The organism is Leptospira ilyithenensis (assembly GCF_004771005.1).
GTDB lineage: Bacteria > Spirochaetota > Leptospiria > Leptospirales > Leptospiraceae > Leptospira_A > Leptospira_A ilyithenensis.
The window spans coordinates 40,241-62,691 of record NZ_RQHV01000002.1; the positions used below are offsets into that span (position 1 = coordinate 40,241).

Genomic DNA, 22,451 nt, shown 5'->3' on the forward strand with positions numbered 1-22,451 from the left:
TCTGAAACAAACTCTGACAAAAACACAATCAATTTGGAACACAAGAACGGATTTACCTTCCGTACCGAAGTGCAACTGCCACTTCGAATGATAAGCTTTCTTAAATGGGAAACTTATCCAAAAGCTTTAGAACTTTGCGAAGAAAAAAGACAAAGGAGACCTAGAAACCCTCCTACCGGCCCGAAAAACATCATAGGGCAAAAGAGGAAACAGGAGAATTGGAATCTAAGCGATCTGCCGCTTGCGTACACAACTGCCTTATATTTTCGCTTTTTTGCCTTAAAATAAAAACCCGAAAAATGTGTTATATGCAGGCATATTTACCTAAAAATGTACATAATGTTCCATATGAATACATTTCAAGAATTTTGAAATTGCGTAAAAGTCTCACAATATGCTACTTTTAAAAGGATTGGACGCTTAACCCTTTTTCAAAAACAAGGTACATTACTTGCTTTAGGATAGGATACTCATGCACACAGAAAGAAATCCATTTACACTCCCTCCTCTAGGACCACAAGCGCAAGGCATGTACGACCCCGCCCTGGACAAAGATTCCTGCGGTGTCGGCTTTATCGCCAATTACAAAGGAGTACGCTCACGAGATATCGTGGACAAGGGAATCCGTCTTATGTGCAATCTGGAGCACAGAGGGGCCGAAGGGGCCGATCCTAAGACGGGAGACGGTGCCGGGATCATGATCAATATCCCCGATGCCTTTTTCAGAAAGGTACTTCCTTTCAAATTGCCTAAAGAAGGCGATTATGCAGTAGGAGTTTTATTTTTACCCCAGAACAAAGATGTGCGGGAAGCACTCGAAAACGTAATCGAAAAGATCATCGTCGATGAAGGTGAGGAATTTTTAGGTTTTCGCGAAGTTCCAATTAATACAAATTATGCGGGTATAGTCGCATTAAAAACACTCCCCGTCTTCAAACAGGTTTTCTTTGCCAAAAAATCAAAAAAAATCAAAACCAGTGACGAGTTCGAAAGAAAAGTATTCCTGATCAGGAGACTCATAGATAGAAGGATTCGGGCGGAATACAAACTGGACCGTTCCCAATACTATGTTCCCAGTTTCTCTTCCAAAACAATCGTTTATAAAGGAATGTTACTCGGAGATCAGGTTAAAAAATTCTATGAGGATCTGAAAGATCCTGATCTGAAATCCGCTTTCTGTCTGACTCATACCCGTTTCTCAACTAACACATTTCCCACTTGGGACTTGGCGCACCCATACAGGCTGATTGCCCATAACGGAGAGATCAATACCCTTCGCGGAAATATGAACTGGATGGCGGCAAGACAAATGGTGATGGAATCCCCTATTTACGGGGAAGAATTGAAACGAATGCTTCCTATCGTAATGGAAGGCCAGTCCGATACTGCTACATTCGATACAGTATTGGAACTTCTTGTGATGGGAGGAAGAAGTCTTCCTCACGCAGTCATGATGATGATTCCGGAAGCCTGGTCGAAAAACAAAGCAATGGATGCCGACAAACGCGCATTTTACGAATATCATGCTACTATCATGGAACCTTGGGACGGACCGGCAGCAATCGCATTTACGGACGGAAGAATCATTGGTGCGACTCTGGACAGGAACGGTTTACGCCCTGCCCGTTTTATCGTAACAAAAGACGATGAAGTCATCATGTCCTCCGAAGCGGGAGTATTAAATCTCCCTCCTGAACATATCCTCAAACAAGATAGACTCCGCCCGGGAAGAATGCTTCTTATCGATATGGAGAAAGGTCAGATCCTGGACGATGAAGAAATCAAAAAACAAATCTCCACTCAAAAACCTTATAAAAAATGGGTGGATGAGAATATGATTCGTCTTCATTCTCTTCCTGATCCCGAGAACGTAAAACAGCCGCAACACGAAAGCATTTTGGAACGTCAAAGAGCGTTCGGTTATACTCATGAAGACGTATTCACCATCATAAAACCGATGGGAGTGGCGGGAGAAGAACCTACGGGTTCCATGGGTGTGGACTCGGCGCTCGCTGTCCTCAGCGAAAAATCACAACCGCTCTTTCGATATTTCAAACAAAACTTCGCTCAAGTGACAAACCCTCCGATCGATCCGATCCGGGAAGAATTGGTGATGGAACTCACTACCTATATCGGACCGGAAGGAAACCTTCTCGACGAACAACCGGAACATGCGCATAGATTGGAGTTGGAACATCCGATTCTTACCAATGAGGATTTTGAAAAGATCAAACAGATCAGCGAAGGTCATTTCAAATCCAAAACTTTCGAGATCCTATTCGATCCTTCCAAAAAACACGATATGAGAAACTCTCTCGATCGGGTTTGCAAGGATGCTGCGAAAGCGGTTCGTGAATCCGGTGTCAATCTGATCATCCTAACCGACCATGGAGCGAATGAGAAAAGAACCGCTATTCCTTCTCTTTTGGCAGTCGCAGGACTTCATCACTTTTTAATCCGTGAAGGACTCAGAACCAAAGTGGGAATCGTTTTGGAATCCGGGGAACCGAGAGAAGTTGCCCACTTCGCCTTGTTATGCGGTTTTGGTGCAAACGCAATCAATCCTTACTTAGCTTTCGAAACTTTGGCGGACCTCAGCCAACAAGGTTTGTTGCCGGAAGTCTCTGATTATAAAACAGCAAAAAAGAATTATATCAAATCCATAGGGAAAGGACTTTTCAAAGTTTTTTCCAAAATGGGGATCTCCACATTACAATCATATTGTGGGGCGCAGATCTTTGAAGCGATCGGCCTTGACTCAGAACTAGTGAACGGATATTTTGCAGGAACTCCGACCAGAATCGAAGGACTTTCTTTGGAAATGTTGGAAGAAGAAACGGTTCGAAGACACAGATCCGCTTATGACCCGACATATTTTCCCAATAACCTGGAGCCGGGTGGAGTTCATTATTTCCGCAAAAACGGAGATACTCATCTTTATACCCCTACTACGGTTCATAAATTGCAAAAAGCAACAAGGGACAATGATTACAAAACTTTCAAAGAGTTCTCAAGCTTAATCGACAACCAAAACGAAAAAGCCATCACTCTCAGAAGTTTGTTCAATCTGGATTTTGAAAACTCAAATGCAATTCCTTTGGAAGAAGTGGAATCCGTAAAATCCATTCTCAAAAGATTTCAAACGGGAGCGATGAGCCACGGATCCATTTCCTGGGAAGCACATACGACTCTTGCCATCGCAATGAACCGAATCGGTGCAAAATCCAATACGGGAGAAGGCGGAGAAGACCCTGTTCGATTCAAAACTCTTCCGAACGGAGATTCGATGCGATCAGCGATCAAGCAAGTCGCCTCAGCTCGGTTTGGTGTTACAATGGAATACCTCACCAATGCTGATGACCTCCAGATCAAATTGGCACAGGGCGCAAAACCGGGAGAAGGCGGACAACTCCCCGGGCATAAGGTGGACAAATACATCGGCGGACTTCGTTATGCAACCCCCGGTGTGACGTTGATCTCCCCTCCTCCTCACCATGATATTTATTCCATCGAAGATTTGAAACAATTGATCTTTGATTTGAAAAACTCGAACCCGAGAGCCAGAGTTTCCGTAAAACTCGTATCGGAAACCGGAGTGGGTACTGTTGCGGCGGGTGTGGCAAAAGCGAAAGCGGATCATATCCTGATTGCAGGCCATGAAGGAGGAACCGGGGCAAGTCCCATTTCTTCCATCCACCACGCAGGAACTCCTTGGGAATTGGGACTTTCCGAAACCCACCAAACACTTGTTGCAAACGGACTCAGGGATAGGGTTTATCTTGCAGTAGACGGCAAACTGCTTACGGGAAAAGATGTCGTAGTAGGCGCGTTACTCGGTGCGGAAGAATTCGGATTTTCCACCTCAGCCCTTGTAGCAGTAGGTTGCATCATGATGCGCAAATGCCATCTCAACACCTGCCCTGTCGGAGTTGCCACTCAAGATGAATTTTTAAGAAACAAATTCACAGGCAAACCGGAATATGTTGTGAACTTTATGGGTTTTGTTGCTGAAGAAGTGAGGGAAATCATGGCAAAACTGGGGTTCAGGACTTTTGAAGAGATGATCGGCCAAGTGGAGAAAATCAAATTCAAAAGACCACAACATCATTGGAAAGCACGTGGACTTGATTTTACAAAAGTTCTGCACAGACCTACTCCGATTTTCCCAACAGGTCTTTTCCGATCCAAAGAACAAAACCACCACTTGGATGAACAAATGGATAACGAATTGATTCGCAAGGCAAGAGCCGCCGTGGATCACAAACAACCTGTGGAAATCAAATCGAATATCGTCAACCTGAACCGTTCTGTCGGAACCATGTTGTCTCACGAAGTAACTAAAAAATACGGAGTCGACGGACTTCCCGAAGATACGATCAAAATCAATTTCACCGGCACCGCAGGACAGGCATTTGCCGCTTTTGTAACCAAAGGGATTACTTTGAAATTGACCGGTGAAGGAAACGACTATGTAGGAAAAGGACTTTGCGGAGGTAAGCTAATCTTCGAAACGCCGAAGACAGCTCCTTATAAAGCGGAAGAAAACATAATCATCGGCAACACATGTTTTTACGGAGCGACGAGCGGGGAGGCTTATGTGAACGGGATTGCAGGAGAAAGATTTGCAGTTCGGAACTCAGGAGCAGCCGTAGTTGTAGAAGGAACCGGAGACCATGGTTGCGAGTATATGACCGGAGGAAGAGTGATCGTTCTCGGAAGTATCGGCCGCAACTTTGCCGCAGGAATGTCAGGTGGAATCGCGTATCTTTGGAACCCTGACGGCAAGATAGAGGCCCAAATCAATAAAGAAATGGTAGACTTAGACCCTTTAACAGATGCTAAAGAGATCGAAGAAGTTAAAAACCTGATTCTAAAACATAAAAATTATACGGGATCGGAACGAGCTTCTTTGATACTCGGCGACTGGGACAAAGAAATATCACGTTTTGTAAAAATCATTCCAAGAGATTACAAAAAAGCTTTGGAAAAAATGGCCGAGGAAGCTATCGCTAGTTCGGCGAATGGACAAAAAGAAGGGGTGGGTGCACGTGGGTAAACCGACTGGATTTTTAGAATATAAAAAAGATTATCTTCAAAAGATAGCTCCAAGCGAAAGAATCAAAAACTACAAAGAGTTTGAGAAACCTTTCCCTGAAGAAAAGGTAAAAGAACAAGGCGCAAGATGTATGGATTGCGGAATTCCTTTTTGCCACGGCGAAACAGGATGCCCTGTAGACAACCTGATCCCTGAATTCAACGACTTCATTTATAGAGGTCGTTGGAAAGAGGCTTGGGAAAATCTTTCCAAAACAAATAACTTTCCCGAGTTTACGGGAAGACTTTGTCCCGCTCCTTGCGAATCTGCCTGCACATTGGGAATCATTGAACCACCCGTTTCCATAAAGTCGATAGAAAGAACCATCATCGACCGCGCATGGGAAGAAGGCTGGGTTATCCCGCAACCTTCCGCACATAAAACAGGCAAAAAAACAGCAGTGGTCGGATCGGGACCTGCAGGTCTTGCAGCTGCGCAACAATTGGCGAGAGCCGGACATTCAGTAACTTTATTTGAAAAAAGCGATAGAATCGGCGGCCTACTCCGTTACGGAATCCCGGATTTCAAAATGGAAAAATGGCATATCGACAAACGAATGAAACAAATGGAAGCGGAAGGTGTTGTTTTCAAAACAAATGTAAATGTTGGTAAGGACATCACCACCAAAGAACTGCAAGATGATTTTGATGCAATCGTCCTTGCTTGCGGTTCCGAAGTTCCCCGCGATTTGCCACTTCCCGGCAGGGAGCTCCAAGGAGTTCATTTCGCTATGGACTTCCTTTCCAAAAATAACAAAAAAGTAGCCGGAGACGATTTGGAAATCATTTCCGCAAAAGACAAAAACGTAATCGTAATCGGCGGCGGAGATACAGGTTCCGATTGTGTAGGAACTTCCAATAGACATGGTGCAAAATCCGTCACGCAAATAGAACTATTTCCCGAGCCTCCGAAAGACAGAGATCCTTCTACACCTTGGCCATTGTATCCGAAAATGTTAAGAACGTCTTCTTCTCACGAAGAAGGAGCCGTTCGTAAATGGGCAATTTCCACTTTAGGCTTTAAAGGAAATGAAAAAGGTGAAGTAACTTCCATCTACGGACAGGAAATCAAGGAAGAAGCTGGAAAATTCATTCCGGTTCCGGGAACTGAATTCGAATGGCCCGCAGAATTGGTGTTACTTGCCATGGGATTTGTGAATCCTATCAAAGAAGGTTTATTGCAAGACCTGCAAAGCCAAGGTTTGGAATTAGATGCCAGAGGAAACGTGAAAGCGGAATTCGGAACAAAACCCGGATCCTTTGTTACAACGATTCCTAAAGTATTTGCCTGCGGGGATGTAAGAAGAGGCCAATCTTTGATTGTTTGGGCGATTTCCGAAGGCAGAAAATGTGCGGAACAAGTGAACCAATTTCTTAAACAAGAGGCAGAGGTTTAAAATCTCTGCTTTTTCCCAATCATTTGGGACCGCATTTAGAGCAAACTTTCTCATAACAAGGGTAGGAAGATTTCTGCAAGTTCGTGACAACTTGATCATGACTTGTAAAAAACTTCTTGCCTTGCTCCCAAATAAGGTGAATGATTGGAAGAAATAGTTTAAGTAAGGCTAGTCCGACCAAGATAATAGTTACGTAATACTGAATCACACCGAGAGTCACTTGAAATCAATCCTCAACTATAAACAAACTTCCACAATCATTTTCCTAACGGTTTTTACCGTTTTGTCCCTTTCTGCGGAAAACATCCTTTTAAAAAAAGGTGGGGTCATCAAAGGAAAGGTGGTCGAACAAGATCAAAGCAAGATCAAAATCAAAAAAGAAGACGGAAGCGTTGTCACTGTTTCCAAAGCTGATATTCTTAAAGTAGTTTATAAAGAACACCTTGCCGAAGGCGAAGAAGAAAAATTAAGAAAAGCGGAAGAAGCAAAAGCACTTGCTAACGCAGAAAAAGAACGCCTTAAAAAAGAAAAAGAAGAGGCGGAACGTCTCAAAAAAGAACTCGCTGACAAAGAAAAATCAGACAAAGACTTGGCTGCTCAAAATGCAAAAGACGAAGCAGAGCGTAAAAAGAAAGCCGAGGAACAAGCCAAGTTGGATGCAGAAAGCCGCAAAAACCTGACCCGTGGGGGAGCTGTGTGGAGATCCGCATTACTTCCAGGCTGGGGCCAATGGAAACAAGGTAGAAAAGTTCCTGCCATCCTTTATCCTTCTCTGATCGCGCTAGGGCTTTTCTTCACTTACGATCGAAATCGAATTTTTCTCAATGCCAAAAACGATTACAATAACCTGGACAACCCTTATACGGAAGCAGGTTATCTCCGTGCCGCATTCGGAGGAAATACAGTCTCCACAACTCCTGCGGATCCTTTAGCAGCTTATACTGCAAATGAAGTGAGTCCTTTTAAAGGCCAAAGAGAATCTGTGGAAAAACATTATCGGGAAGTGCAATACATCGGCGGTGCGACCGCGCTTCTTTATATTTGGAATATTTTCGATGCATTTATCTTTCATCCAAAACAAAACATAGCAGATGCGGACGGACTTCCGGAAAAACAAGGAAATCAACTTTTTTTACGAACTACTATGGATCGTTTGGATGCCGTACCTTATTCTTCCGTACTGGAAAGAAGATACGAGACCAAAACCAATCTAGGTTACGAAATACACTTCTAAAAAATTTACTCTTCCTGACCCAGATAAGCCAAATAACCCGTATCCCATTCATCTACCAACATACTTACATGATGTGGTAAATCGTTGGAGACGGGTAAATGTTCGTTGAAGACGAGCGTATTTGTAAGTAAGAACAAAATCGAAACCGCACCTAATATGGTTCGCACTTGTTTTCTTTCTTTTTTAAAACGGTTTGTTACTTGGGCAGTGACTCTTTTTTCTAAAGAGTGATCGTTTGTCAATTCTTCCCAACGTTTTACTTTTTTACGCTCCATACGGCACCTCCCCCATTAGGTTTTCCCGAATCCAAATCTTTGCCCGAAACAAACGGGACTTTACCGTTCCCTGTTTGACTGACATTTCTTTCGCAATCTCGTCCATCGACATGCCTTCCAGATAAAGAGACAATGCCTTTCTGTAAACGAAAGGAACACTATCCAACATAGAAGAAATGAGCGAAGAAGTCTCGATCTTTTCCGTTTGCGCTTCGATTAATTCCATATAAAATTCGCTATTCAAATATTTCTTTGCCTTCTCTTCTTCCCGAATGCGTTTTGCATTCATTCGATTGGATTCATTTTTTGCGATCGTATAAATCCAGGTGGAAAGTTTGGCTTCTCCTTTAAATTGATTTTTTTTCAATGCTTTGAAAACACGAAAATAAACTTCCTGTAGAACATCTTCCGTACTTTCATCAAAACGATCGATGAGAGTCTCACCGATCGTTTTTAAAACTAGTAACTTTGTTTCGGTTACGATGATTTCGAAATTTCGTTCCGAAAGATCGTTTGGCTGAAAATCCAAGTTTTACTCTTCGTCTGGTCTGTGTTTTTTCGCAAACTCGTTGATTAGATCAGCCAACTTCGCTCTTTGTTCCGGTTTCAAAACCGCATGAAATTCAATCAATTTTGTTTGAAAGAACTTTCTCATTTCCAAATGCTGCGTCTCACGATCTGCGTGCAATTTGTCCAAAATCTTTGTATCGATTTTTTCATTTCGAATCTGAGAAGTGATTTCAGCGATCCAAGTATCGTGTTTCGGTCTGTTGGTTTTGTGTTTGGCAATCAACTCTGCTTTGATCAATTCCAATTTTGCTTTTTGAGCATCATCCAAATCCAACTTGGAAGTAAGTTTGTTTGCAACCCACTCTACTCTTTTCTCAAAACTTTTGAATTTGCCACAGTCTGTCAAAAGGCCCAAACTAACACCTGCAATAAGGATTGCGATGAAAGGTTTTTTTAAATTTTTGATGGTAATCATTTGCGGATTTCCTCTCCTTCTTTGTGCCATACGACCCTGGCCTCGTGGTTTCGGTTCCCTGATTCTTTTTTTATTTCTATTTTAAATCGAAAATTCGGAAATTTTGCAGAATTTTACGAATGATACGGCTCTTTTCAGATGCTTTTATTAGACTATTTGATTCCTTTTTTGGTGACCAGTTTTGTCAGAATACATTTCATTTGATGTTTCATAACAACTGCCGAAACTAAAGAGAAGAATTAAACTAAAAAACCGGAGATTCCATGCCAATTCCCATCCAAAGACCGATAATGGTTTTTTTTCTTATTTCGATTCTAATATTTTTTAAAACAAATCTTTATTCCGAAGATTTTTCCGGCTTGTTAAAAGATGATTTTAACAAACAACAAACATTACTCATCCGTAATGAAGTCAGAAAAAAGTTAGGTGATCGCTCCAATTCCCCGAAAATAAAAGAGCTTACTTCCAAAATCCTACCTTGGGCGGTTATGGAAAATTTAAGCCCTGCAGAGTTTGCAAATGCATTGGTTCGCATGGTGGGAAGCGAGGATGCGGGAATTCCTTTCGAATCAAATGAAGATCTTCTCCCTCTGATCTCCGGTTTCAAATCCAACGAAGAGTTTCTTTATGTTTCCAAATTTTTCAGAGAATCGGAAGAAGCGGAATTGCCGGTCGAATTTCGAGATAAGTTGGTATTCGAAAGTCAAAAAAAGACATGGGACGGATTTACATTGGTTTTGGCAGGCAGACTTTTGATTTTATCCAGAAGGGAAAAACTGGATACGGATGTTTATTTAAAAAATCTAACTGCCAAAATTCCGCCTAAAACGAGTCAGTTGCCGGATGATGCTTTAAATTCTCTGATCATGGTTTTCAGTGAAAATTTTTCCTCGCAGGAAACTGTAAACCGCCTCCCCTCTTTACAAAAGGATTTATTGGAATTAAGGAAATTAGCAGGCAAAAAACTCACCAAACAGTTGCAAGTATCAGCAAGAAATGTCGATGCAGGACTTTTGTCGCTCGGACAATTGGAAATCAGAGAAAGACCCAAACTGAATCTGAGCGCGGAAGACCTGGGGATTACAAATACCTCGGAAGGTAAAGATTGGCGTTATCTTTCCATTGGCAGTTTGGAAACCGTGGTTTCCGATTGGATCGGAACCCGTTATCAATACGGTGGGTCTTCCAAATCAGGAACGGATTGTTCCGGCTTTACAAGATCAGTGTTGACCGATGAACGATTGGGTGTGCCTGGGAAATTACTTCCCAGATCGGCAAGCGATCAGGCACGGATTGGAGATTCGATCAATCGTTCCGATTTAAAAGCGGGGGACTTGGTATTTTTTTCTGCGTCACCTAACCAGAGTAAAATCACTCACGTGGGACTGTCTATGGGAAAAAGTAAATTCTCACATGCGTCTTCCAGTCGCGGAGTGATAGTGCAAAGTCTGGATGAAAAATGGTGGACGGACAGATATACTGGTGCAAGGCGAATTTTTTCAAAGGTAAAATAGAATGTCGGATAAAGACAAAGTGATGCGTTACTCCCGGAACCAAAGACGAGGCATTGGAAAGACTCTACGAATTGTAATTTCTCGACTCTTATCGGAACATAGAACAAAGAATCGAGTATCAGGTGGAATTACTTACAGAGAAGGATATAAGGATGCAAAGGAGCATTTTACAAGGTAGATTCCATTTTATATTGTTTACGCAGGGAATATAACCGGATTATAATTCGTTAATTAAGGCGAAAATTATGCAGCAAGATACACAATTCATATTGATTCACGGTGCGGGGCTTGGTGCCTGGATCTGGAGAGATGTGATTTCCAGATTGAAATATCCGACATTGGCGTTGGAGTTTCCGAATCGAAACAAGCCGGATTCAAAAAAAGCAAATACCGCAAAACTTACGTTTGAAGATTATATTTCCTTTTTAAAGAAACAAATAGAGATCGGTTCCCGCACCAAGTCCAAATTGGTCATTGTAGCTCATTCCATAGGGGGAGTCATTGGGTTGAGACTGGCGGAAGATTTTCAAGACAGAGTGAACGGATTCATCGGGATCAGTGCTTCCATTCCCAAAGAAGGAGGTTCTTTTGTTTCCTCACTCCCCTATCCAAACAAGATCATTGTCAGTACCGTTATGAAATTATTCGGAACTCTTCCTTCCGAAATGTCAATCAAACATGGATTATGTGGAGATCTGACTTCCGAGCAAGCCGAAGAAATTATAGGAAATTATTCTCCGGAATCCGAAAATCTCTATTTTTCCCGTACCAATGCGGGTTTGCCGAATGTATCCAGACTTTACATTAGGTTGGAAAACGATAAAGAGTTCGATATACCCACGCAAAACAGAATGATCTCCCATTTTTCTCCCGACCATATCATAGATTTGGAATCAGGTCATATGCCTATGCTCAGCCAGCCGAAAACTTTGGCAGCAATTTTAAATTCTTTCGCAACAACCATGATTTGAAATAATTACCAAAGAGAATCGTGTTATATAGCTTTGAATTATTAGGTGTTGCCATTGCGGCATTCAGCGGCGTACTCGCTGCCCGTGGAAAACAAATCGACTTGTTCGGTGTGATCGTACTTTCCGCAGTCACAGCGTTTGGCGGTGGGACGGTGAGAGATGTCGTTCTCGGTTCTTATCCGATTTTTTGGGTCGATGACGAGGCGTTTTTAATTGTGAGTCTTTTAACCGCACTTATCGCATTTTTTGTTTCCAGAAAAAGGAAAATCCTCCCCGAACCGATCTTCCAAATAGCGGATGCAGCGGCGCTTGCACTTTTCGCCATCATAGGCGCCGAAAAAACGTTTCTTATCACAAACAAACCATTGATCACAGTCACTATGGGAGTTGTAACAGGAACCGTAGGTGGTCTGTTACGCGATGTGTTCTTAGGACAAATTCCGATGGTTTTTCGAAAAGAAATCCACCTTTATGCTACTGCCGCTTTTTTAGGAGCGAGCTTCTATCTGGTTGCAAGTCTACTCGATTTCAATTCGATCTTAAGTTTTGGCGGAGGAGTCCTGATCACCTTTTTAGTTCGTTTGGCAGCCATCCGTTATCGAATCTCTTTGCCTGTCTTTGTGGAAAAGGATAGGAAACAGTAAGCGAAAAAATTAAAGAGACATAATTTTTGCTTCAGGTTTGCAAAAATCAGGACGAATGGAATAGTAGATGGAAATTCAAAATCTGCCTTCCCTCCGGTCTCTATTCTCCCGAATGCAAGAACTGGAGAAAATAACGGAAAATCCGAGTTCAGTCATTTCTTTTCCGGAGCTCCTGGAAAAGGAATGGAAAGGCAAACAAACCGGTTTGGAAGAGAATCCAGGCGTCCTTCCCAAAGAAAACCCCCCTTCTTCCCTAGAAGGAATCCATCTTCCTTTCCCAAGAGAAGACCACATCTCCTGGGACCAGAAACATCAAAAATCTCCGCAAAACGGAAACACCGACCTGATGTCTTTTTTAGAGAAGACAGCGATGGAGCGAGGTGTAGATCCCAATCTGGTAAAGGCAGTCGTAAAGGCGGAATCCAATTTCAAAACCAACGCAGTTTCTCCCAAAGGTGCCATGGGGCTAATGCAATTGATGCCGAAAACCGCAGATATGTTAGGTGTAGACGATCCAATGAACCCATATGACAATCTAAGCGGGGGAATCAATTATCTAGGAGATATGTTGGAAAGATTCGGGAAAACGGAAGAAGCAATCGCTGCTTATAATGCGGGTCCGGGCGCTGTCAAAAAACATAAAGGGGTTCCTCCTTACTCGGAAACACAAGACTATGTAAGCAAAGTTAAAAAGTATTATAGAAAGTTTTCAAACTCAGTATGAGGCCAGGTGTTCGCTGAAAATTTTTAAATAATCTTCCTTTAACACCGGTTTGATATAATATCCGGTCACTTCCGAAAACTCTTTGGCTTTCTGTTTGTCAATATCACTATTCGAAGAAGATACGATATAAATAGTGGAGAGCCCCTTACCGTGAAATCCTCTGTTTGCAAATTCTTTTAGGAATTGCCATCCGTCCATATAAGGCATATTCAAATCCAAGAATATAATCTCAGGCCAGGCAGAACTGTTTTCCGCATTTTCTTCAAAAAAATCCAGTGCCTCTTCCCCATCATAAAACTGCATGATTTCGGAAACAAGCTCAGTCGAGCGGATGATTTTGCTGGCAAGTACTTGGTAAACAATATCATCATCTATGATACTGATGATATTGATTTTTTTATCTTCACGAACTGCTATCATACAAACGTTACCGTGAAGGTAGAACCTTCCCCTACTTTACTTTTTACATCAATAGAACCGCCGAAAGTCTCTATTTGATTTTTAGTCATAAACAAACCAACTCCGTTACTTTCAAATCCCCGGTGAAAGATTTTCTTATATTTAAAAATTTGATCACCATAGAATTTTAAATCTATACCTAGCCCGTTATCCTGAACGGCTAAAACGGTTCTGCCATTTTCCATATAAGTACTGACGTTTATTTGCGGTTCCTTATCAGCATGGGTGTATTTCAATGCATTGTCCAAAAGATTGTAGAATATACTTTCCAAATAAACTTTCGGATACAATACCGAAGGTATCTTGAAATCGTAAGAAATTTTTGCCCGTTTGTTACGAATATTTCCCGAAAGAATGGCTAGAATGGGTTGAAGTGTTTTTTGAAAATTCAATTCTTCAAACTCTACTCCGTGATTGGCCCTTACCTCCAGCACCTTCATCAGTGTTTGAAGATTGTCAAGTACCGCCCGACTAGAATCATCCAAAAGTCCCGTAACTTCAACAGAATCTACATTCGGCCCGCCTTCTTTCAATAAGGCGACGAGAGATACGACATTTCCGATCGAACCGCGCAAATTATGAGCTACTATACGGTTGAATTCTTCCAATTGATCAATCTTCTTTTCCAAGTCGGAAGAAGTAGCTTCCAAAAGCAGGTTCTTTCTTTCCAAAGCCAAAAACAGTTCTTTAGTTTCGGTCATATTGATCAGTTGGGAAATGAAAAATTTAGGTTCTCCTAACGGAGAACGAACTAAAGAAACGGATAATAATGCATGAACGACTTTACCGTTTTTATGGATGTATCTTTTTTCCAAATTATAAGAAGAAATTTGTCCTCTTAAGGTCTTTCCTACCAATTCCAAATCACCATCCAGATCTTCCGGATGAGTTATATCCTGAAACGTAAGTCCTCTCAGCTCTACTCCAGAATAACCTAACATAGAACAGACAGCATCATTTACATCCATCCAGTTCCCGTTAGGTGAAACTAAAGCAATTCCGATGGAGGAATTGTAAAAAGTTTTTCTGAACTTTTCTTCACTCTCCTGAATTTGATCGCTGATGCTTAAATTCAATTTATCCCGAACATGAGAGAAAGCGGAAAGAGGAACCGTTGTTGCAAAAAGAACCAGTCTGTCGGAGCCTTCTGCCCGACAAAGGCTCAATAAAAAAGAGGCATCTTCCTTCTCGGAAGCCTTTCCGAAATAGAACCATTTTTCAAGATTTCCCTTTACTTTTAAGTTTTCCAAATGATGAAAAAATTCATTTTTATGAGTTTCTTCCCAACGCAGATAGATAGGCTGTCCGGGGATTGGTTTGATATTGTCAAAAAATTTCCCTTTAGGAAGGTTTTCATTTTCCAATAATATGCCTTCCCCATCCAATTCCAAAGCGGAATCTACTTGAAAAGATAATAAATCTGTTAGTCCGGGGGAGAGGTTCATTTCGTCTTTCTACTTATTTATATCAGACGAAAAAAGAAAAACATTCGCCTATCAGGTCTAAAAAAAGGAAAGAAAACCAAATCGATTTTGCATACTTTTGAGATAAGAATCGTAAAGAGAAATCACCGGGAACGTTTCCCAATGATCGTTCACCTTTTTTGAAAGGAAATCAAGACTTCCATAGGGCTTAATCCGATCCAGCAATGACTTTTGAATCAGAATCGCATCGTCTCCCAATGGAACAAGTCCCGGAAGTCGCCCTCCCCTTTTGCCAAGAAGCGATTTTTGAATGAGCAATACGTCTTGTGGCCAAATCCCTGTTACATAAATAAAACTTTTTGGACTGAGCTCCTTAGTTTTATAAAATTTCGTTTTGGTTTCAGTAGTAAAATACAATGCATATGAAAATTCTTTTTGTAAATAAAGAGGATCCGATTTTAGAATCGCTGCTTGACCATATGCTTTTGTTAGGCTACTAATGCGAAGGCTCCAAGGTTCTTTTTCGGTTTTTATCAGGTCCCGATAAATGAAGAATATGGAAACTCCGATGAGTATGATTGTAATGACGGATGCGGTATAAGTATTCAGTTCCTTTTCCGTTTTCAAAAGGATATACCCTGCACTGATCACCAGCATCGGCAGGATAATCTGTTTGATTTCTCCGATCCACTGGGAAAACAAATAAGAGATGGATCCCTTTCCGAAAAAATCAAAATAAGAGATTAAGAATAAACTGATAAAGAAAAATCCCAGATACGACAAAAGAAAGATAAATGGAACATTTCTTTTTTTATAAAATACGGATGTTCTTTGTGCCTGCTTTTTCGCTCCTCTGATCGTACTGAAGATCACAAAAAAGGAAAATCCCAAATAGAACATGGTGAAACTGGAAAGGAAAGCAAGTAAGGTAAGCGTGGGAAATACGATCAAATCGAAGATCTTTTCAAATCGGAAAGTCAAAAATACCAACAAAATGAATACCAAACAAACCGTTTCCGGAAAATGCGCCGTGGGAAACCCGTAAGAATAAGGCAGAAATCCGGCTAGAAAAGTGAATAGGTAATGATTGCGATTCCACGCATCCCTTCTGAGTAGAAGCAGGAACAAATGAAGGAATAGACTGTAAAACAGAGAAGCTAACGAAAGAAATGCGGGAATATAATTGAGACCCGTCATTTTTTTCCAAAATACCAAAATTAGAAACGGAAGAGGCTCCTGACCTGAATAAAACCCACCTTCTTCCGTTAGGGCCCTTAAATTCGCCAAAAACTCCCAGTCTGTCTCCTCCAATGGAAAAGGACGGAACAGAGAGAAGATAGTGAATCCGATGGATAGAAACAAAACACTCAAAAGGAAGGGAAGTAGTTGGAAGGGTTTTGGTTCGCGCATTATCAGATAGACAAGAAAATAGCCTTGTCCTTTCATAAATTTTAGGTGAAAATATTCCAGAATATTTTGATTTATACTTAGAATTTCAGTAAAAGAGGCACGAAATGTCCACGGAGAAAAAAGATTATCTCCTCCATGATGAAAAAGGTCAGGCTAATCCTGACAAACCATGGATTTTTAGAACCTATGCAGGTCACACCAACGCCAAAGCCTCCAATGAGCTTTACCGAAAAAACCTATCCAAAGGACAGACTGGACTCTCGATCGCTTTTGACCTACCTACTCAATGTGGTTATAGTTCGGATCACCCTGTTTCCAAACCGGAAATCGGCAAAGTAGGAGTTCCTATCAATTCACTTGAGGATTTTAGAATCCTTTTCGATCAAATCCCCATTGAAGAAATGAACACTTCCATGACGATCAACGGAACATCCATGTGGCTTCTGTCTCTCTATGTTGCTTTGGCCGAAGAGAGAGGAGTTCCATTAGAGAAATTGAATGGAACCACACAGAACGATTTGATCAAAGAATACTTGGCGCGCGGTACCTATATCTATCCGCCGGGATCTTCCATGAAGATCATCGTGGATATGTATGAATACTCTCTTCATAATATTCCAAAATGGAATCCTTCGAATATTTGTTCTTATCATTTACAAGAAGCAGGTGCCACACCTGTGCAGGAACTTTCCTTTGCATTGGCCACCGCCATTGCCGTATTGGATTCCATCAAAGAAAGAAACTGTTTCACCGAAGAGGAATTCGAACAATGCGTAGGGAGGATTTCTTTCTTCGTAAACGCAGGGATCCGCTTTGTGGAAGAAATGTGCAAGATGCGCGCATTCTCAGAAATGTGGGAAGAGATCACAGTAGAACGTTATAAAGTTAAAAATAAAAAATACCGCGTCTTCCGTTACGGAGTTCAAGTCAACTCACTCGGGTTAACCGAAGAACAACCGGAGAACAACGCTTGGCGGATTTTGATCGAAGCAATCGGTGTAACCATTTCCAGAAAGGCGCGTTGCAGAGCATTGCAACTTCCTGCTTGGAACGAAGCACTTTCCCTACCCCGACCTTGGGACCAACAATGGTCTCTTCGTTTGCAACAAATCCTTGCGTATGAAACGGATCTATTGGAATACCCGGATTTATTCGACGGTTCCAAAGTAGTTGAAGCAAAAGTAAACTCTCTCAAAGAACAAGCCAGACTTGAAATTCAAAAGATCCTGGATATGGGCGGAGCTCTTGTTGCCATCGAAAACGGCTACATGAAATCCCAATTAGTAAAATCCCAAACGGAAAGGCTTTCTAAAATCAATTCGAATGAATTGATCATTGTAGGAAAGAACCGTTGGACTGAAGGAATCAAATCTCCTCTGATGACTGACGCAGACGGTGGTGTCTTTAAAGTAGATCCCAAATCAGCAGAACAAACATTAGGTGTTCTTGCGGAAGCAAAAACAAGAAGGGATTCAGTACTTGCCGAAAAAACTTTGGAAGATTTGAAACAAGCCGCAAAAGACGGAAAAAATCTAATGCCTTATTCCGTAGCATGTGCGAAAGCTCTGGTAACTACAGGCGAATGGGCGGATGCCCTTCGGGAAGTTTACGGAGAATACAATCCTCCCACAGGTGTGGAAGGCCAAAAACTTTTCTTATCGGAAGATAAAGTGGTGAATGTTCGTTCCAAAGTGGAAACATTTACCAAAACAAGAGGACATCGACCGAAAATCGTTGTGGGCAAACCGGGACTGGACGGGCATTCCAACGGTGCTGAAATGATCGCCGTATCTGCAAAACATGCAGGTTTTGATGTGATTTATTCGGGCATCAGACTTTCTCCGGAAGACATCGTTCAATCTGCCGTCGAAGAAAACGCGGATGTGATAGGAATCTCGATTCTTTCCGGGTCTCATAAGGAGATCGTCCAACAGTTGTTTGATGAACTGGCCCATTATAAGGCGAAAATCCCCGTTGTGATCGGAGGAATTATACCGGAGTCGGACTTTGATGAACTAAGAGCAATGGGAATTAAGGAGATCTTTACACCTAAAGATTATGATTTAATGTCTATCATGAACAAAGTGATCGATATTATTTCTACTGAACCAGCTCTCGCTTAAAACATCGTGAACCATAATGAGTTTAAAATTCTTGTGGTTGAGGACAACCTACTCAACCGCAAGATGATCACTCACATTCTCAAAAAAAATGATTACCAGGTAGATGAAGCGGATAACGGCAAGATCGCCCTGGAAAAAATAGACTCTTGGAAACCTGACTTAATACTACTCGACATCATTATGCCGGAAATGGACGGTTTGGAAGTTTTGCAAATCATCCGATCCAAACTCACACAAGTAGAACTTCCTGTTATTCTTGTCACTGCCATGCAAGATTCCGAGGATATAGTAAGAGGGTTGCAACTCGGAGCCAATGATTATTTACCCAAAAATTTTAATACGGAAGAACTCTTTGCAAGAGTGAATACCGCGCTCGAAATCAGAAGATACCACAACCTACTCAAACAACGGAACAAAACAATTGAAAGGGAATTGGACATTGCAAGGCTGATCCAAAAAAAACTACTTCCAACAAACGAACCGTCTATTCCCGGTTATTTGATCCATAGCACTTACGAGCCAGTTGACAAAGTAGGTGGGGATTATTACGACTTCAATGAAATGAAAGATTACTGCGATTTTTTTATGGCGGACGTTTCAGGGCATGGAGTCCCCGGAGCATTTATAGCCTCCATCTTAAAGATGACAACACAGTATACAAACCAATTCAATTATAACCTTTCCGAAATTCTAAGAATCATGGATCAGGCCGTCGCCGAACGGGGAGCAAATGGAATGTTCGCTACCGCAGTCATTTTAAGACTTTATCCCGAGAAAGCATTGATTCGATATGCAAGTGCAGGCCATCCTCCTATTTTAATTCACCGTCGTTCTAAGAACGAATTTATCGAACTAAGTACGAAAGGAGCCCCTCTCGGGATCAATTATGATTTCAAGAAAAAACCTTTTGAAGAAGGAGAATTCTCTCTTGTCAAAGGAGATAGAATCATTTTGTTTACGGATGGAATTACTGAAACGGAAAATGAAATAGGGATTCCCTATGAAAACACAGAATGGAAAAAATTTTTGATTCATAATAGAGAAAACCCGTTGGTATCTCTTTCTTTGCAATTGATTGAGAGTCTGAAAAAATTCTCAAACAAAAACAAATTTGAAGATGATATTACTTGGGTTGTGATAGATTACACGGGAACGTAATGGAAAAAGATTTATTAGAACTGATAGACTCCGCATATTTGGGGGAAAAATACCCGATCGCAAGGATCATTTCAAAAATCGAAACAAAGGAAAATTTAGAATTTAGGAAGCAGTTATTCTCCGAACTGACAATAAGAAACCAAGGAAAGGAAGAAGGGCTTACCATCGGAATTACAGGCACTCCCGGTGCAGGTAAATCTTCCCTACTCGGCGAGATTTGCAAAGATTTCCTTTCCGCAGCACCTAATAAAAAAATGGCGATCGTAGCTATAGACCCGTCTTCCAATATCAGCGGTGGTTCGATTCTCGGAGACAGAACCAGAGTGGTGCTGCCCCGTAGGGAAAATCGAATTTATTTCAGGTCGCAGCCATCACAACTGGAATTAGGTGGTCTAAACCCGTATACCTATCATGTGATTCGTTTCTTGAGAAATATATTTGATTATGTCTTTGTGGAGACCGTAGGAATCGGACAAAATGAAATCGCAGTGTCTCTGATTTCGGACGTATCCTTTTTGGTTATGCAGCCATTAGGTGGTGACCAGGTTCAGTTTATGAAAAGCGGGATTATGGAAGTACCGGATGCATTTATCATCAATAAGTGCGATGAAGAATCTCTCGCCAATTCTAGTTATTATATGCTGCAAACCACACTTGAGTTTATCAAAGATATACTTCCCGATCAGAACCTGCCTCCTATTTTCAAAACATCCGTTGTTAAGCGTACAGGGGTGAAGGAATTGCTTTCCTTTATTTTAAGTTATACTAAAAGAAAAGATAAAAACTACGAAATGAAAACACAATTGAAAAAATGGCTCATTGCCGAATTCGGACATTGGGGGCTTCGCGTTTGGAATGAAGCAAACAAATCTCCCAACCAAACCATTCGTTTGGGGAATATTTTGGAAAAAGCACAATCGAAGATTTTATATGAGGAAGAAGAAGATAAAATCTTACAACTGGTGCAAAGTCATATTAAATAAATCTTTTTAAAAAACCAGCGGGGACCTCGGCAGGTTTCCTATGTTCATAATCGAAAAAAACAATTCCAGTTTTGGCACAAGCGATTTCTTTTTCGTCCCCTACTCTTATGATTCGATAATAGATATCACAGCCTTTTTTGGTAAATTCCGTTACGGACAAATCGAAACGCAAAATATCACGAAAGAATGCTTCGTTCGAATAAGTAATCACCACATCAGCAACTACGATTCCTTTGCCTTCCACATCCAATTCTCCCCAACCGTTATCATGAAAGAGAAGAGCTCTCGATTCATGGACAAGGGAAAGAATTGCATCATGAGCAAGATGTCCAGCAAAATTAATATCTCCGATCCGAATGTTGATGATCGTGGAAAAATGCCAAGCTTCGGGAAGATCTAATTTAACCCGCGCCACTTAGCCTTTTGCCCAAATATATCTTTGAGCCACAAGTTTTGCTTCCAATGCGGTCCTCTTCTTATCCCAAGACAGTTGTTTGGCGATTCGAGCGAGCAGCAATAGATTGTCTTTTGGATCCAGTGCGCCTACTGTACCTACTCCTGATCTCCTGAAGTAAAAATCCGTAGCGGACACAATGTCATCATTTTCCAGAATATGGAATATTTCTTCTTCAAAGATCCACTCCCCGTTGGATAATTGGAAATTGGCACCGGACTTATTTTGTAAAATTTTAAAAGCCAATGAGCCGTAACGATTGGCAATCTGTTCAATCTTCAATCCGTCCGCCTTAGTAAATTTTTTTTCCAATGCGGATGTAAGTGTTTTCAAATTATCGTAATGCCCACCAAGCAACGGTTCCAAATGAGTGGAACATGGTCTGACCATATTTGGCAGATATTCGGCGATCTGATCGACTAACGATTCGGCTACGGAACGACTAGTGGTATATTTACCACCTAAAGCCGAAAAGAAACCGGGAAATCCTTCTCCTGCATAATGCATGATTTCCGATTTTCTCGAGGCGGAATAGGTTTCTGATTTTTCAGTAGGATCTTCCACAAGCGGCCGAAGTCCTCCGTAATAATAATCGACATCTTTCAGAGTCAATGTGGAAAATCCGAAACTACGGTTCACTTCCTCAAGTAAATCAAGGATTTCGGATTCTTTCACGGTAAACCTGTTCGGATCTTCCTCGTATTTCGTATCCGTAGTCCCTATAATAGTTTTATTCCTCCAAGGAATTACAAATAGATGTGATCCGTCTTTCTTTTGTAAGATGATACATTCTTTACTACAGATATTTCGGACAACAGCATGAATCCCTTTGGATCGGACTAATTTTTTTTCTTGAGTAACACCTGCAATGGATTCTATTAAATCCGCCCAAGGGCCGGCGCTATTAACTACAGTCTTGCAAAGAATCGTTTTTTCTTTACCCGTTACTTTATCATGAACTCCGATGATATAACCAGCTTTGTTTTGTTTTCTGATAAATTTCACTTCCGCATAATTAAAAGCCTGTCCGCCGCGTTCTTTGGCGGAAGAAATGAATTCGGAAGTGTGTCTTTCGGGATTTATATTCGCATAATCATAGTATTGATAAGAACCGATCAATCTTTCTCTGTTTGCGGATGGAGTTTTATAAATAGTTTCAGCAAGAGAATTCCAGTGGTATCTGGGAATAAACCGGTCATGACTGATATCGGAATTTCTATCATAAGAAAGCAAATTGTACAATTCCATACCCGCTTTTAGAATATAACGCGCTGTATGAGAATAAAGCGGAACAATAAATCCTAAAGTACGGACGGCATGCGGAGAAATCTTTGCAAGAATTCTCCTCTCTCTTAAAGATTCCCGAACCAAACCGAATTCCAGATTTTTTAAATAGCGGAGTCCTCCATGAATCAACTTGGAAGTAGCTTGCGTGGTACCGGACGCATAATCGTTTTTTTCGAGTAATAAAACTTTATAGCCTCTTAAGCTGGCATCCCAGAGAACATTGGCTCCTGTAATGCCGCCCCCGATAATGACGATATCATACTCTTCATCGCCAAGGACATCCGGCCGATTTTTTCTGGAGTTTACATTAACCAA

The 22,451-nt window shown here is 41.4% G+C and carries 18 protein-coding genes; 10 read left to right on the forward strand and 8 right to left on the reverse strand.

What is annotated here, in order from left to right; all coding sequences use genetic code 11:
- Window positions 1-472: 472 nt before the first annotated feature.
- From gltB to EHS11_RS00565, 3 genes are all read left to right on the forward strand, one after another.
- Window positions 473-5,056, forward strand: coding sequence for a glutamate synthase large subunit (gltB, locus tag EHS11_RS00555; RefSeq protein WP_135762474.1), 4,584 nt, complete (start codon window positions 473-475; stop codon window positions 5,054-5,056).
- Window positions 5,049-6,491 (forward strand): glutamate synthase subunit beta, encoded by a 1,443-nt coding sequence (locus tag EHS11_RS00560; RefSeq protein ID WP_135762475.1) that lies wholly within the window; start codon window positions 5,049-5,051, stop codon window positions 6,489-6,491. Before gltB ends, EHS11_RS00560 begins: the two co-directional genes overlap by 8 nt.
- Window positions 6,492-6,711: 220 nt before the next feature.
- Entirely contained in the window at window positions 6,712-7,725 is a 1,014-nt protein-coding gene (locus EHS11_RS00565) for an LA_0442/LA_0875 N-terminal domain-containing protein (RefSeq protein WP_246047467.1), read from the forward strand.
- 5 nt (window positions 7,726-7,730) lie between these two features.
- On the opposite strand, the gene EHS11_RS00570 is transcribed toward EHS11_RS00565, so the two are convergent.
- Genes EHS11_RS00570 through EHS11_RS00580 form a run of 3 tightly spaced genes read right to left on the reverse strand, consistent with a single transcriptional unit; the run spans window position 7,731 to window position 8,985 of the window.
- Window positions 7,731-8,000 carry a hypothetical protein gene (locus EHS11_RS00570; protein ID WP_135762476.1) on the reverse strand — a complete coding sequence of 90 codons (270 nt, stop codon included), beginning with the start codon at window positions 7,998-8,000 and terminating at the stop codon, window positions 7,731-7,733.
- Entirely contained in the window at window positions 7,990-8,529 is a 540-nt protein-coding gene (locus EHS11_RS00575; protein WP_135762477.1) for an RNA polymerase sigma factor, read from the reverse strand. The genes EHS11_RS00570 and EHS11_RS00575 overlap by 11 nt, the downstream gene beginning before the upstream one ends.
- A gap of 3 nt (window positions 8,530-8,532) precedes the next feature.
- Complete coding sequence (locus EHS11_RS00580) at window positions 8,533-8,985, reverse strand: Spy/CpxP family protein refolding chaperone (RefSeq protein WP_135762478.1); 453 nt, start codon at window positions 8,983-8,985, stop codon at window positions 8,533-8,535.
- A 263-nt stretch (window positions 8,986-9,248) separates the two neighbouring features.
- Here EHS11_RS00580 and EHS11_RS00585 point away from each other — a divergent pair, with 263 nt between their 5' ends.
- The 4 genes from EHS11_RS00585 to EHS11_RS00600 all read left to right on the forward strand — a co-directional run bounded on the left by EHS11_RS00585 (window position 9,249) and on the right by EHS11_RS00600 (window position 12,838).
- Complete coding sequence (locus EHS11_RS00585; protein ID WP_135762479.1) at window positions 9,249-10,499, forward strand: C40 family peptidase; 1,251 nt, start codon at window positions 9,249-9,251, stop codon at window positions 10,497-10,499.
- Window positions 10,500-10,744: 245 nt separating this feature from the next.
- Entirely contained in the window at window positions 10,745-11,470 is a 726-nt protein-coding gene (locus EHS11_RS00590; RefSeq protein WP_135762480.1) for an alpha/beta fold hydrolase, read from the forward strand.
- Window positions 11,471-11,490: 20 nt separating this feature from the next.
- On the forward strand, window positions 11,491-12,114 hold the full coding sequence (locus EHS11_RS00595; protein ID WP_135762481.1) for a trimeric intracellular cation channel family protein: 624 nt from the start codon (window positions 11,491-11,493) through the stop codon (window positions 12,112-12,114).
- Between the two features lie 67 nt (window positions 12,115-12,181).
- Complete coding sequence (locus tag EHS11_RS00600; protein ID WP_135762482.1) at window positions 12,182-12,838, forward strand: lytic transglycosylase domain-containing protein; 657 nt, start codon at window positions 12,182-12,184, stop codon at window positions 12,836-12,838.
- Here EHS11_RS00600 and EHS11_RS00605 read toward each other — a convergent pair.
- From EHS11_RS00605 to EHS11_RS00615, 3 genes are read right to left on the reverse strand one after another with little or no spacing between them, the layout of a single operon-like run.
- Complete coding sequence (locus tag EHS11_RS00605) at window positions 12,830-13,258, reverse strand: response regulator (protein ID WP_135762483.1); 429 nt, start codon at window positions 13,256-13,258, stop codon at window positions 12,830-12,832. The two genes, EHS11_RS00600 and EHS11_RS00605, sit on opposite strands and share 9 nt — an antisense overlap.
- A complete protein-coding gene (locus tag EHS11_RS00610) occupies window positions 13,255-14,742 on the reverse strand; it encodes a sensor histidine kinase (RefSeq protein WP_135762484.1) in 1,488 nt (495 codons plus the stop codon). Before EHS11_RS00610 ends, EHS11_RS00605 begins: the two co-directional genes overlap by 4 nt.
- Window positions 14,743-14,799: 57 nt before the next feature.
- The gene (locus EHS11_RS00615; RefSeq protein ID WP_246047468.1) at window positions 14,800-16,167 is read right to left on the reverse strand and encodes a hypothetical protein; all 1,368 of its coding nucleotides are present in this window, start codon (window positions 16,165-16,167) and stop codon (window positions 14,800-14,802) included.
- 68 nt (window positions 16,168-16,235) lie between these two features.
- Between EHS11_RS00615 and EHS11_RS00620 the strand changes: the two genes are divergently transcribed.
- The 3 genes from EHS11_RS00620 to EHS11_RS00630 are packed head-to-tail and all read left to right on the forward strand — an operon-like array spanning window position 16,236 to window position 20,395.
- Complete coding sequence (locus EHS11_RS00620) at window positions 16,236-18,254, forward strand: protein meaA (RefSeq protein ID WP_135762486.1); 2,019 nt, start codon at window positions 16,236-16,238, stop codon at window positions 18,252-18,254.
- Window positions 18,255-18,287: 33 nt separating this feature from the next.
- The gene (locus tag EHS11_RS00625; RefSeq protein ID WP_210413598.1) at window positions 18,288-19,412 is read left to right on the forward strand and encodes a SpoIIE family protein phosphatase; all 1,125 of its coding nucleotides are present in this window, start codon (window positions 18,288-18,290) and stop codon (window positions 19,410-19,412) included.
- Window positions 19,412-20,395 (forward strand): P-loop NTPase family protein, encoded by a 984-nt coding sequence (locus EHS11_RS00630; RefSeq protein WP_135762488.1) that lies wholly within the window; start codon window positions 19,412-19,414, stop codon window positions 20,393-20,395. The genes EHS11_RS00625 and EHS11_RS00630 overlap by 1 nt, the downstream gene beginning before the upstream one ends.
- Here EHS11_RS00630 and EHS11_RS00635 read toward each other — a convergent pair.
- Both EHS11_RS00635 and EHS11_RS00640 read right to left on the reverse strand, forming a co-directional pair.
- Window positions 20,388-20,810 (reverse strand): acyl-CoA thioesterase, encoded by a 423-nt coding sequence (locus EHS11_RS00635; protein ID WP_135762489.1) that lies wholly within the window; start codon window positions 20,808-20,810, stop codon window positions 20,388-20,390. The genes EHS11_RS00630 and EHS11_RS00635 overlap by 8 nt on opposite strands.
- Window positions 20,811-22,451 (reverse strand): glycerol-3-phosphate dehydrogenase/oxidase, encoded by a 1,641-nt coding sequence (locus EHS11_RS00640; RefSeq protein ID WP_246047470.1) that lies wholly within the window; start codon window positions 22,449-22,451, stop codon window positions 20,811-20,813.

Coding starts and splice junctions, on each gene's coding strand:
- EHS11_RS00620 (WP_135762486.1), top strand. CDS start 16,236: ATGTCCACGGAGAAAAAAGATTATCTCCTCCATGATGAAAAAGGTCAG.
- EHS11_RS00630 (WP_135762488.1), top strand. CDS start 19,412: ATGGAAAAAGATTTATTAGAACTGATAGACTCCGCATATTTGGGGGAA.
- gltB (WP_135762474.1), top strand. CDS start 473: ATGCACACAGAAAGAAATCCATTTACACTCCCTCCTCTAGGACCACAA.
- EHS11_RS00605 (WP_135762483.1), bottom strand. CDS start 13,258: ATGATAGCAGTTCGTGAAGATAAAAAAATCAATATCATCAGTATCATA.
- EHS11_RS00615 (WP_246047468.1), bottom strand. CDS start 16,167: ATGAAAGGACAAGGCTATTTTCTTGTCTATCTGATAATGCGCGAACCA.
- EHS11_RS00590 (WP_135762480.1), top strand. CDS start 10,745: ATGCAGCAAGATACACAATTCATATTGATTCACGGTGCGGGGCTTGGT.
- EHS11_RS00570 (WP_135762476.1), bottom strand. CDS start 8,000: ATGGAGCGTAAAAAAGTAAAACGTTGGGAAGAATTGACAAACGATCAC.
- EHS11_RS00585 (WP_135762479.1), top strand. CDS start 9,249: ATGCCAATTCCCATCCAAAGACCGATAATGGTTTTTTTTCTTATTTCG.
- EHS11_RS00610 (WP_135762484.1), bottom strand. CDS start 14,742: ATGAACCTCTCCCCCGGACTAACAGATTTATTATCTTTTCAAGTAGAT.
- EHS11_RS00600 (WP_135762482.1), top strand. CDS start 12,182: ATGGAAATTCAAAATCTGCCTTCCCTCCGGTCTCTATTCTCCCGAATG.
- EHS11_RS00580 (WP_135762478.1), bottom strand. CDS start 8,985: ATGATTACCATCAAAAATTTAAAAAAACCTTTCATCGCAATCCTTATT.